The organism is Herbaspirillum lusitanum, from assembly GCF_026127345.1.
In the GTDB taxonomy this organism is placed as follows: domain Bacteria; phylum Pseudomonadota; class Gammaproteobacteria; order Burkholderiales; family Burkholderiaceae_D; genus Herbaspirillum; species Herbaspirillum lusitanum.
In genome coordinates this window covers 82318-93790 of sequence record NZ_QXFG01000005.1, presented here as the reverse complement: position 1 = coordinate 93790, position 11473 = coordinate 82318, and the positions used below count along the sequence as shown (strand labels likewise).

At 63.5% G+C, this 11473-nt stretch carries 9 protein-coding genes; 2 read left to right on the top strand and 7 right to left on the bottom strand.

What is annotated here, in order from left to right; translation table 11 throughout:
- Positions 1-15 precede the first annotated feature (15 nt).
- Together DXT88_RS04610 and mdeB are read right to left on the bottom strand one after the other, a co-directional pair.
- Entirely contained in the window at positions 16-870 is an 855-nt protein-coding gene (locus DXT88_RS04610; protein ID WP_016834646.1) for an undecaprenyl-diphosphate phosphatase, read from the bottom strand.
- Positions 871-1125: 255 nt separating this feature from the next.
- Positions 1126-3840, bottom strand: coding sequence for an alpha-ketoglutarate dehydrogenase (mdeB, locus tag DXT88_RS04605; protein WP_265211799.1), 2715 nt, complete (start codon positions 3838-3840; stop codon positions 1126-1128).
- A gap of 135 nt (positions 3841-3975) precedes the next feature.
- Here mdeB and DXT88_RS04600 point away from each other — a divergent pair, with 135 nt between their 5' ends.
- Positions 3976-4449 (top strand): Lrp/AsnC family transcriptional regulator, encoded by a 474-nt coding sequence (locus tag DXT88_RS04600; RefSeq protein ID WP_265211798.1) that lies wholly within the window; start codon positions 3976-3978, stop codon positions 4447-4449.
- A 186-nt stretch (positions 4450-4635) separates the two neighbouring features.
- Here the strand turns inward: DXT88_RS04600 and DXT88_RS04595 are convergent, their stop codons facing one another.
- Entirely contained in the window at positions 4636-6345 is a 1710-nt protein-coding gene (locus DXT88_RS04595) for a methyl-accepting chemotaxis protein (protein ID WP_265211797.1), read from the bottom strand.
- Positions 6346-6503: 158 nt separating this feature from the next.
- On the opposite strand from DXT88_RS04595, the gene DXT88_RS04590 reads away from it, so the two are divergent.
- Positions 6504-6656 carry an EAL domain-containing protein gene (locus DXT88_RS04590; RefSeq protein WP_265211796.1) on the top strand — a complete coding sequence of 51 codons (153 nt, stop codon included), beginning with the start codon at positions 6504-6506 and terminating at the stop codon, positions 6654-6656.
- 26 nt (positions 6657-6682) lie between these two features.
- On the opposite strand, the gene DXT88_RS04585 is transcribed toward DXT88_RS04590, so the two are convergent.
- The 4 genes from DXT88_RS04585 to DXT88_RS04570 are packed head-to-tail and all read right to left on the bottom strand — an operon-like array spanning position 6683 to position 11460.
- The gene (locus tag DXT88_RS04585; RefSeq protein ID WP_265211795.1) at positions 6683-7993 is read right to left on the bottom strand and encodes an NAD(P)/FAD-dependent oxidoreductase; all 1311 of its coding nucleotides are present in this window, start codon (positions 7991-7993) and stop codon (positions 6683-6685) included.
- A gap of 58 nt (positions 7994-8051) precedes the next feature.
- Positions 8052-8777, bottom strand: coding sequence for an ABC transporter ATP-binding protein (locus DXT88_RS04580; RefSeq protein WP_265211794.1), 726 nt, complete (start codon positions 8775-8777; stop codon positions 8052-8054).
- On the bottom strand, positions 8774-9550 hold the full coding sequence (locus DXT88_RS04575) for an ABC transporter ATP-binding protein (RefSeq protein ID WP_265211793.1): 777 nt from the start codon (positions 9548-9550) through the stop codon (positions 8774-8776). The genes DXT88_RS04580 and DXT88_RS04575 overlap by 4 nt, the downstream gene beginning before the upstream one ends.
- Positions 9547-11460, bottom strand: a complete 1914-nt coding sequence (locus tag DXT88_RS04570) for an ABC transporter permease (protein WP_265211792.1) — start codon at positions 11458-11460, stop codon at positions 9547-9549. The genes DXT88_RS04575 and DXT88_RS04570 overlap by 4 nt, the downstream gene beginning before the upstream one ends.
- Positions 11461-11473 lie beyond the last annotated feature (13 nt).

The window sequence follows — 11473 nt, the reverse complement described above, 5'->3', positions numbered from 1 at the left end:
GCCTGTTCGTCTCGCTTATTCCACCCAGGCCACCACGCCGGTGTATGCCGTACCGAGAATCACCAGGCCGAACAGGATGCGGTACCACGCGAACACGGTGAAATCATGCGAGCTGATGTAGCGCAGCAGCCAGCGCACGCACAGGAAGGCCGAGACGAAGGCGGCCACGGTGCCGACCGTGAACAGCGGTACGTCGGCAGCGCTCAGTAGCGCGCGCTCCTTGTACAGCGAATAGATGGTGGCGGCGAACAGCGTCGGGATCGCCAGGAAGAACGAGAACTCCGTGGCGGCCTTGCGCGACAGGCCGAACATCATCCCGCCGATGATGGTGGCGCCGGAACGGCTGGTGCCGGGAATCAGCGCGAAGGCTTGCGCGCAGCCGACCTTGAAGGCGTCCAGCGGCGTCATGTCGTCGACCGAATCGATGCGCGACGACGCGTAGCCCATGCGGCCCTTGTTGCGACGCTCGACCCACAGGATGACCAGGCCGCCGACGATGAAGGCGATCGCCACCGGCACCGGCGCGAACAGCACTGCCTTGATCTTCTTGCTGAACAGGAAACCGAGGATCGCCGCCGGCAGGAAGGCGATGATGAGGTTGATCACCAGCCGCTGCGCCTTGCGGTCCGAAAACATGCCGACCAGCACCGATGCGATGCGCACGCGGTATTCCCAGCACACGGCGAGGATGGCGCCGGCCTGGATGACGATTTCGAAGACGTCGACCTTCTCCTTGGAGAAGCCCGGACCCGCGAAATTGAGCAGGCTGCCCGCCAGGATCAGGTGTCCGGTGGAAGAAATCGGCAGAAATTCGGTCAGGCCTTCTACGATGCCCATGATGAGCGCTTTGAGCGCGAGGAGAGTATCCATGCTGAGGGAGAGTAAGGGAAAGTAAATGAGTGGAAATCCGTGTTTGCCGGCGGCAAGACCGGGCGAATTCAGCATTTTACTGGCTTGGCGCGGAAGGTGGGGGTTTTGCGCCAAAGTCCGCTTCCTGGGCGGGACTTTCTCGAATTAAGTCAGGCCGGCGTCAGCAAAGAAAATCGCCACCTGCGCTCGTGGCGACAGGTGGCGTTCACTTCGCCGCTCGGGTAAGCGGCGAATCCGGTTGCAGCTGGAAAACGTTCAGACCGAGGTCGATAAAGGCTTGTCCAGGTCGACGCCCAGCTTTGCCGCTGCGTCCTTGAGCCTGGCGGCATCGGCGCCGAAGACTTCGGTCAGCGCGGTGTAGGCGATCCAGCGTGCGTCGACTTCGAAGAAATCGCGCAGGTTGGCGCGCGTGTCGCTGCGGCCGAAGCCGTCGGTGCCCAGCGTGACGTAGCGCGCCGGCACGTAGGCGCGGATGCTTTCGGACAAGGTGCGTACGTAGTCGCTGACGGCGATGACGGGCGCCTGGCCGGATTGCAGCTGCTGCGTCAACTGTTGCGTGACATACGGAAGTGCGCCCTTGGCGCCCGGTTGCAAACGCGCCTGGCGTTCGGCAGCGATGCCGTCGCGCGCCAGCTCGGTAAAGCTGGTGACGCTCCACACCTCGGCCGTGACGCCGAACTGCTCCTGCAGCATGCGTGCTGCCGACAGCGCTTCCTTGAGCATCGGTCCGGCCGCCAGCAGGCGCACCTGCGCATCGGCTTGCGGTGCGAGGCAATACATGCCGCGCAAGATGCCGTCCTTGACGTCGCGGCCTTGCGGCAAGCTCGGCTGATTTTCGTTTTCGTTGGTGACGGTGACGTAATAGAACACGTCTTCGTTGCGCTCCAACATGCGGCGCATGCCGTCGTCGACGATCACCGCCATTTCATAGGCGTAGGCCGGATCGTAGGAGACGCAATTGGGAATGCCGGCGGCAGTCACGTGGCTGCTGCCGTCCTGGTGTTGCAGGCCTTCGCCGCCGAGCGTGGTGCGCCCCGAGGTGGCGCCGATCAGGAAGCCGCGCGCACGCTGGTCGGCGGCAGCCCAGATCAGGTCGCCGATGCGCTGGAAGCCGAACATCGAATAGTAGATGTAGAACGGCAGCATCGGCAGGCCGTGCACCGAATAGCTGGTTGCCGCCGCCGTCCACGACGAAATCGCGCCGGCTTCGGTGATGCCTTCTTCGAGGATCTGGCCATCCTTGGCTTCGCGGTAGGACAGGATGGAGCCGATGTCTTCCGGCTCATATAACTGGCCTTGCGAAGAATAGATGCCGACCTGGCGGAACAGGTTGGCCATGCCGAAGGTGCGCGCTTCGTCGGCGACGATCGGCACCACGTAGCGGCCGAGGTCGGCGTCCTTGAGCATGCTGCCGAGCATGCGCACCAGCGCCATGGTGCTCGACATTTCCTTGCCTTCGGCGTCGAGCGCGAACCTGGCGTGGGTCTCGATGGGCGGCACGCGCAGCTGGGCCTTGTCGTCGGCGTTGGCGACGCGGCGCGGCATGCGTCCGCCCAGCGAGGCGCGGCGCGCCAGCAGATGCTTCATCTCGGCGCTGTCGGCGGCCGGCTTGTAGAACGCCAGGCTCTTGCATTGCTCGTCGCTGATCGGCAGCTTGAAGCGATTGCGGAAGGCGATCAGCACTTCTTCGTCGAGCTTCTTTTGCTGGTGCGTGGTCATCTTGCCTTCGCCGGCCGCGCCCATGCCGTAGCCCTTCTTGGTCTGCGCCAGGATCACGGTCGGCTGGCCGCGATGGCTGGCGGCGGCGTGATAGGCGGCATGGATCTTCTTCATGTCGTGGCCGCCGCGGCGCAGGCGATTGATCTCTTCGTCGGTGAGCGTCTCGGCGATGCGGCGCGTGCCGGCGGTCTGGCCGAAGAAGTGCTCGCGGTTGAAGGCGCCGTCGTTGGCGGCGAAAGTCTGCAGCTGGCCGTCGACGGTGCGGTTGAGCGCATCGATCAGTTCGCCGTCCTTGTCGCGCGCGAACAGGCTGTCCCAGTCAGAACCCCACAGCAGCTTGACGACGTTCCAGCCGGCGCCGGCGAAGATGGTTTCCAGTTCGTCGACGATGTGGCCGTTACCGCGCACCGGCCCGTCCAGGCGCTGCAGATTGCAGTTGACCACGAAGATCAGGTTGTCGAGTTTTTCACGCGAGGCCAGGCTCAGGGCGGCCAGCGATTCCGGCTCGTCCATTTCGCCGTCGCCGAACACGCCCCACACCTTGCGGCCCTGGTCTTGCAGAAGGCCGCGATGTTCGAGATAGCGCAGGAAACGCGCCTGGTAAATCGCATTGATCGGACCGATGCCCATCGAGCCGGTCGGAAACTGCCAGAAGTTCGGCATCAGCCACGGATGCGGATACGACGACAAGCCTTGCTTGCCGTGCTTCTTGGCTTCGATCTCGCGGCGGTAGAACCCGAGGTCGTCTTCAGTCAGTGCGCCTTCGAGGAAAGCCCGTGCATAAATGCCGGGCGCGGAATGCGGCTGGAAGTAGACCAGGTCGCCGGCAAACTGCGCGTCGCGTGCGCGGAAGAAATGGTTGAAGCCGACTTCGAACAAGTCCGCGGCGGAAGCATAACTGGCGATGTGGCCGCCCAGTTCGCCATAGGCGCGGTTGGCGCGCACCACCATCGCCAGCGCGTTCCAGCGCATGACCGAGGCCAGGTGTTCTTCAATCGCCTGGGCGTCGGATCCGCCCGGAAACGGCGGCTCCTGTTCAGGGCGAATGGTATTGATATAGGGGGTGTTGCGGGCGTCACGCCAGTTGATGCCCCATTGCTGGGCTGCGGCCGACATGCGCGACAGCAGGAAGCGCGCGCGGTCGGGTCCGACTTCCTGCAATACGCCTTGCAGCGCCTGCAGCCATTCCTGGGTTTCTTGGGCGTCGATATCGATGTCTTTGGCGATGCCGCTTGCTGATGACAGATCCACTTTCTGGTCTCCTCCGGGTGAATTGACGACTGTACGCCTGACCAGGCCGCATGAGTCACTGAAATCGATGCTTTGACATACAATAAACAGTACAATATGCCGCCCACCGAAAATTCACGGAGATAAATTCTGCATATGGAACTCGACGCCATCGATTTACGTATTCTGAGCACGCTGCAGCAAAACAGCGCACTGAGCAATCTCGAACTGTCCTCCAAGATTAACCTCTCCCCGTCGCCGACGCTGGCGCGCGTCAAGCGGCTGGAGAATGAAGGCATCATCTCGCGCTACGTCGCGCTGGGCAATCCGCACCTGCTCGGGCTCAAGGTCAACGTCTTCATCAAGATCAGTCTCGAGAAACAGGAGTCGGCCACGCTGGCGCAGTTCGAACAAGCGGTGAGCGCCTTCGACGAAGTCATGGAGGTCTACCTGATGACCGGCGACGAAGACTATCTGCTGCGCCTGGTGGTGCCGGACCTGCAGGCGCTCGAGCATTTCGTGCTGGACCATCTGACCAAGATTCCCGGCATCAAGAACATCCGCTCCAGCTTCGCGCTCAAGCAGGTCAAGTACAAGACCGCGCTGCCGCTGGGCAACCTGCCGCGCTGATCCGGCCCGGCCGTCGGCGCCAAAAAAAAGGCGGATCGCATCGCTGCGAACCGCCTGCACACCGACGTTCATCACGTCGGTTCATGAGGCCTTGCTTGCGCATGCTGCACCTCATTCCCTCACCCCACTACTCACTGCTACTACCCCCACTACAAATTCATTGGCCTGCCTTCTGCGCCTGTCGCCTCATGCGGCGTAGCTCAGGTGATCCATCGACAAGGACGGTGCGCTGACCGGCTTGGGCAGGTGATGCACCTGGGTCGCCGGAGCCGACACGGCATGGCGGCCAGGCTTGAGCGCGATGGACGGCGCCGCCTGCGCTGTTTCGTACTGCATGTGCTGCTCGTCGAGCTTGAACACGCTGACCAGTTCGGCCAGGCTGCTGGTCTGGCTTTGCATCGATGCTGCTGCGGCGGCGGCTTCTTCCACCAGCGCGGCGTTTTGCTGCGTGACCTGATCCATTTGGGTGATGGCCTGGTTGATCTGTTCGATGCCGCGCGTCTGTTCGTCGCTGGCCGAGCTGATATCGCCCATGATGCCGGTGACGCGCTGGATGCTGTCGAGGATCTCGCCCATGGTGGCGCCGGCTTCATCCACCAGCGCTGCGCCGGCGTCGACCTTGGCCACCGAGGTGCCGATCAGTTGCTTGATTTCCTTGGCTGCCGAGGCCGAGCGCTGGGCCAGGCTGCGCACTTCCGAAGCAACCACCGCAAAACCGCGGCCTTGTTCACCGGCACGCGCTGCCTCAACTGCCGCGTTGAGCGCCAGGATGTTGGTCTGGAAAGCGATGCCGTCGATGACGCCGATGATGTCGACCACTTTCTTCGACGATTCGTTGATCGAGGCCATGGTTTCGACTACGCGGGCCACCACCGCGCCCCCCTTGACGGCGATGTCGGAGGCGGTTGTCGCCAACTTGTTGGCTTGTTGCGCGTTCTCGGCGTTTTGCCTGACTGTGGCGGTCAGTTCTTCCATCGCCGAAGCAGTTTCCTGCAGCGAGCCGGCTTGTTGTTCGGTACGGGACGACAGGTCCAGGTTGCCGCTGGCGATTTCGCCCGAAGCGGTGGCGATGGTGTCGGTGCCGTGGCGGACATCGCCGACGATGCGCAACAGGTTGTCGTTCATTTCCTTGAGCGCCAGTTTCAGTTGACCCAGTTCATCCTTGCTGTCGACCGTGATGGTGCTGGTCAGGTCGCCGGCGCTGACGTTTTGTGCAATCGTCACGGCTTCCTTCAGGGGACCCGAGATCGAGCGGGTCAGCCACCAGGCGATCAGCGAACCGAGCAGCAGCGAGACGGCGCTCAGGGTAAGCATGGTCCACTTCGATACTTCGTAGGCTTCTTGCGCCGCCGTAACGCTCTCGGTGGTGCTGGCACGCATGACGACATTGAATTCATTGATATGGGCGATCACTTGCTTGAGCAGCGGCATGCAATCGGCGACCAGCGCGGCCTTGGCCGCTTCCGTCTGTTGGGTGGTCGCCAATGCGCCGATCTTTGTGGCGATCGGCAGGTATTTGGCTTCCAGCGCGCGCAGCTGTTCGAGCATGTTGCGCTCCTGGGCCGTGGCGTCAGCAGGATTCTTCATCAGCGCGGTCAGCTCTGCCATGCCGCTGTCGATGTCTTTCTGTGCCTTGGCGACCAGTTCGATGTCGCTTTTTTGCAGTGCCGGGTCAGTCACCAGCACCAGGTTGCGGGCGGCGATGGCGCGCAGGCCGACGGCGAACTGGACTTTGCTCAACGTCAACAGCTTGCCTTCGTCGACAGAGGTAATGAATTCGACGCGGTCGTTCAGCTTCGCGACCTGACGCAGTCCGAACATGGCTCCAGCGACCAGCAATGCCAGGACGATGCCAAAACCGATGGTAAGACGGATGCCGATTTTCCAATTCTTCATGTTGTTCTCTCTGGATTGTGTGAGGGGACTGGCTGGGACTTCCGGGTGTTGCTAGTGGGTGAACCGATTTTCAGATAAATCGACGCGAGCAAATATCGGGCTTTTCCTGAGTGGATGAAACAACATGATTTCTTCAGGGAAATCAGTGTTTTTTTGACATGGCCAAGGACCTCGACCACCGCATCGTCGCCGAAGGCGTCGATGCGGAAGAGATCATGGGTCTGGTGAAGGAATGGAGCTGCGATGAAGTGCAGGGATGCTTCTTCGCGCGGCCGGTGGCGGCGGAAGAATTTTTTTCTTACCTGAATTGAAACCGGCGCTTCCGATCAGTAACGGATCAGAAGCGCTGCGCACTGAACGGCGCCATGTCGATCTCGGGCAATTGCCCGGCCAGCAACTGGCCGACCAGGCGACCGGTGCGTGCCGATGAACCGAGTCCGATATGGCCGTGGCCGAAAGCGTGGATGATGTCCACGCTGCGCGACGATCGCCCGATGCAGGGCAAGCCGTCCGGCATGCTGGGACGACGACCCAGCCAATAGCGCACGCGATTTGCAGGCAGGTCGCGCGGCAGCGCCGGGAACAATTTCAATGCGAGGTCACGCATGATCTCGGCGCGACGCCAGTCCGGCGCGGCGTCGAAGGAAGCGATCTCGACCTGTCCCGCCACGCGCAAACCTTCTTCCGTCTGCGTGGCGATGACCTTGCGGTCCATGATCATCATCGGCGTACGCGGCCGGCCTTCGGGCGCGAGCACCATGGCGTGGTAGCCGCGCTCGGTTTCCAGCGGCACCTTGTCGCCGGCTTTCGCGGCCAATGCTTTTGACTGTGCGCCGGCGGCGATGACGGCGGCATCGCAAAGGATGTCGCCGGCGTCGGTCTGCACGGCCGCCAGTCCATTCCCTTCAAAACGAAAACCCGTTGCCGTCACCGCCGTCAGACGGGCGCCGCGCGCACAGGCATGCGCCGCCAGCGCTGCGATATACGCGCCGGGATTGCGGCAATGTCCGGCTTCCGGAATCAGCACGCCGAAGCCGTAGGCCGGATCGAGATCCGGCTCGCGTGCATGCAGTTCCTGCGCCGACAATTCCTGCCAGCCGATACCGAGCTTGCGACGGATGCCCCAGCCTCTTGCATCGGCTTCGAAATGCGCGCGCGAACGATAGATGTGCAGCAAACCGCCGAGGTCGATCAGATCGCCGACGCCGGCCTGCTCCGCGATCGCCTTGTGCAGCGGTGCGGCGCCATGCAGCAGCGGCCGCAATGCCGCCGCAGTCGCGCTGATGCGCGCGGTGGTGGAACCGGCCACCAGATAGCGGAGCAGCCACGGCAAGGTGCGCGGCAGGTAGCGCCAGCGCACCGAGAGCGGCCCGAGCGGATCGGCGAGGAAACCGGGCACCTTCTTCCACACGCCCGGCTCGGACGGCGGCAGCACCGAATGCGAAGACAGCCAGCCGGCGTTGCCGTAGCTTGACGCCTGCTCGCCGTCGGGTTGGCCCGGATCGACGATGGTCACCTGGAACCTCTGGTCGAGTGCATGCAGCGCACTCATCAGGCCGACTGCGCCGGCGCCGATGACGACAACATGGCGCGCAGCTGAGATTGAAGAAGATGCAAGAGAAGAGGCCGAGGAAGTATGCGTAGTCATGAGCGGAAGTATACGTAGTTTTGATACGTAGTTTTGACAACTGCGCAGCCTGGCAAATCTACACCGCCAGGTAAGCGCGCCGCACCGCTTCGTCGCGCGCCAGTTCCGCCATCGTGCCTTGATAGCGGATGTGGCCGTTCTCAAGGATGTAGGCGCGGTCGCTGACCAATCCGGCGAAATGCAGGTTCTGTTCGGACAACAGGATCGCCATGCCGGCCTGCTTCAGGCGCAGGATCATCTCGGCCATCTGCTCGACGATCACCGGCGCCACGCCTTCGGACGGTTCATCCAGCAGCACCAGATAGGGATTGCCCATCAGCGTGCGCGCGACGGTCAGCATCTGCTGCTCGCCGCCGCTCATGCGACCGCCGGCGCGCTGCGGCATTTCACCGAGGTTGGGGAACAATTCGAACAGCTGCTGCGGCGTCCAGGCGAAGGCATCGGGACGCGGCGGCTGGCGGCCGACTTCGAGATTTTCCAGCACGCTCAGCTCGGAAAAGATGCGGCGGTCTTCCGGCACGTAGCCCATGCCCATGCGCGCGATCTTGTGCGGTTGCGCACGGCTGATGTCCCGGCCGCGAAAGTTGACCTTGCCGTCGGCATGGTCGAGCAATCCCATGACGGCCTTCATCGTGGTCGACTTGCCGGCGCCATTGCGGCCCATCAGCGCCACCACTTCGCCGCGACCGACCTCGAAACCGACATCGAACAGGATATGGGCCTGGCCGTACCAGGCGTTGAGATGCTCCACGCGCAGCAAGATGTCTGCCTGCACGCCGCTCATCGCGCTTCCTTCCCGAACGTCTTGCCGGTGCCCAGATAGACCTCCTGTACTTGCGGATGATTGCGGATGGTTTCGCCGTCGCCTTGCGCGATGATGCGACCGCGCGCCAGCACGATCATGCGATCGGCGAAGGCGAACACCACGTCCATGCTGTGCTCGGTAAACAGCACCGAGAGCTTGCGTGCGACCACCAGCTCCTTGGTCAAGGCCATCAGGTCGTTGCGCTCGCCGGGCGCCATGCCGGCGGTGGGTTCGTCCATCAGCAACAGGCGCGGACGATTGGCCAGCGCGATCGCCAGCTCGACGCGCTTGACGTCGCCGTAGGCCAGCACGCCGCAAGGACGCTGCGCCTGCGCGGCCATGCCGACCTGGGCCAGCAGTTCCATCGCTTCATCGCGATACATGCTGGCCGCCGGACGCCACAGACTGAACAGCTTGCGCTCGCGCGAGATCAGCGCCATCCGGATGTTGTCGACTACCGTCATGGAGCTGAAGGTGGCGGAGATCTGGAAGGTGCGGCCAACGCCGAGACGCCAGACCTCGCGCGGCTTCATGCTGCTGCGTGCATTGCTGATCTCGCGCCCGTCGAAATGCACCGAGCCGGCGTCCGGCTTGTACTGGCCGTTAAGGATGTTGAAACAGGTCGACTTGCCCGCGCCGTTCGGTCCGAGCAAGGCCAGTAGCTGACCTTCGGGCAGGTCGAACGACACATCATCGAGCGCCTTGACGCCGCCGAAACTCTTGCCGAGGTCGCGTACTTGCAGCAGGCTCATGCGACCTCCCCTGGGTTCTTGCGCCATCTGCCTGAGAATCTGCCTGAGGATTTACCTGAGAAGCCGGCGATCCCTGCGGGGAACAACAGCACCAGCGCCAGGATGACCGCTCCCAGCAGGGCGCGCCAATAATCCGTCTCGCGCGCGACGACGTCCTGCAGCCAGGTGAACACCGCCGCACCGGCGACCGGCCCGAACAGCGTCTGGATGCCGCCCAGCATGACCATCACGAGGCCGTCGACTGAGCGGCTCACGCTGATCGCTTCCGGTGAAATGCTGCCCTTGGAAAATGCAAACAACGCGCCGGCCATGCCGCAGAACAGGCCCGCGACGATGAAGGCCATCCATTGCACGCGCTTGACGTCGATGCCGATCGCTTCCGCGCGCAGAGACGAATCTCGGCCGGCGCGCATGGCGTAGCCGAACGGCGCAAACAGCACGCGCCGCAGCAGCAGTACACCGGCCACGCTGAAGGCAAGCGCCAAATAGTAGAACGCTGTCGGCGACGCAGCCCAGGCCGAAGGCCAGATGCCGACCAGGCCGTTGCTGCCGCCGGTGAACTCATCCCACTGGAACACGATGGCCCAGACGATCTGCGCGAAAGCCAGCGTCAGCATCGCGAGGTAGACGCCCGACAGCCGCACGCAGAACCAGCCGAACAGCAACGCGCCAAACGCGCCCGCCAGCGGGCCGGCGATCAGCGCTATCTCCATCGGCAGGCGCAGGCCGGTCAGCACCAGCGCCGCCGCATAGGCGCCGAGCCCGAAATACGCCGCATGGCCGAAGGAATGCATGCCGCCCGGCCCCATGATGAAATGCAGGCTGGCGGCGAACAGCACCGCGATCAATATTTCCACCAGCAAGACGCTCAGGTAAGGAAAGCTGCCGGCCAGCAGCGGCGCCGCCAGCAGCAAGACCAGACCAGCCAGACCGAGACGGCGTTGCATGGTGTTTGCCGGGCGCAGCGGCGCTTCCGGCGGACCGGCGACACGATTGGCGACCTGCGGTTTGCCGAGCAGGCCCCACGGGCGCAGCACCAGGATCAGCGCCATGACAAGGAATTCGGCCACCAGCGTCAACTTGGACAGCGAGACCGCCACGCCGGCAATCGAGACCTGGCCGAAGGCCACGCACAACGCCTTGATTTCAGCGATCAGCAAGGCCGCCAGGAAGGCGCCGCCGATTGAGCCCATGCCGCCCACCACGACCACCACGAAGGCGTTGCCGATGGTTTCCAGGTCGAGCGCCAGGGTGGCCGGCATGCGCGGCCCCTGCAGCGCGCCGCCGAGGCCGGCGAGGAAGCAGCCGAGCGCGAACACGCCGGTGAACAGCCACGACTGGTTGATGCCGAGCGCGCCGGCCATTTCGCGATCCTGGGTCGCCGCGCGGATCAGCGTGCCCCAGCGCGTGCGGTTGAGCAGCAGCCACAACAGGCCGAGCACGACCGGGCCGATGACGATCAGCACCAGGTCGTATTGCGGCAGGCGACGCCCGAGCAACTCCACCGATCCGGCCAGACCCGGGGCGCGCGGACCGAACAGGTCCTCCGGTCCCCACAGGTACAGGGCGGCGTCTTTGAGCACCAGCACCACGGCAAATGTCGCCAGCAACTGGAACAGCTCGGGCGCGCGATAAATCCGGCGCAGGATGGTGATCTCGACCAGCGCACCGAGCAGCGCCACCGCGCAGGCCGACAACAGCACCGCACTCCAGAAGCCGACGCCGCTGGCGCCGATCAGGCTCACCAGCGTATAGGCGATGAACACGCCGAGCATGTAGAACGAACCGTGGGCGAAGTTGACGATGCGCGTCACGCCGAAAATCAGCGACAAGCCGGCCGCCACCAGGAACATGGCGGAGGCATCGGCGAGGCCGTTGATCAGTTGTACTGCGAGGCTGGAAAAAGTCATTGCATGCATTTAC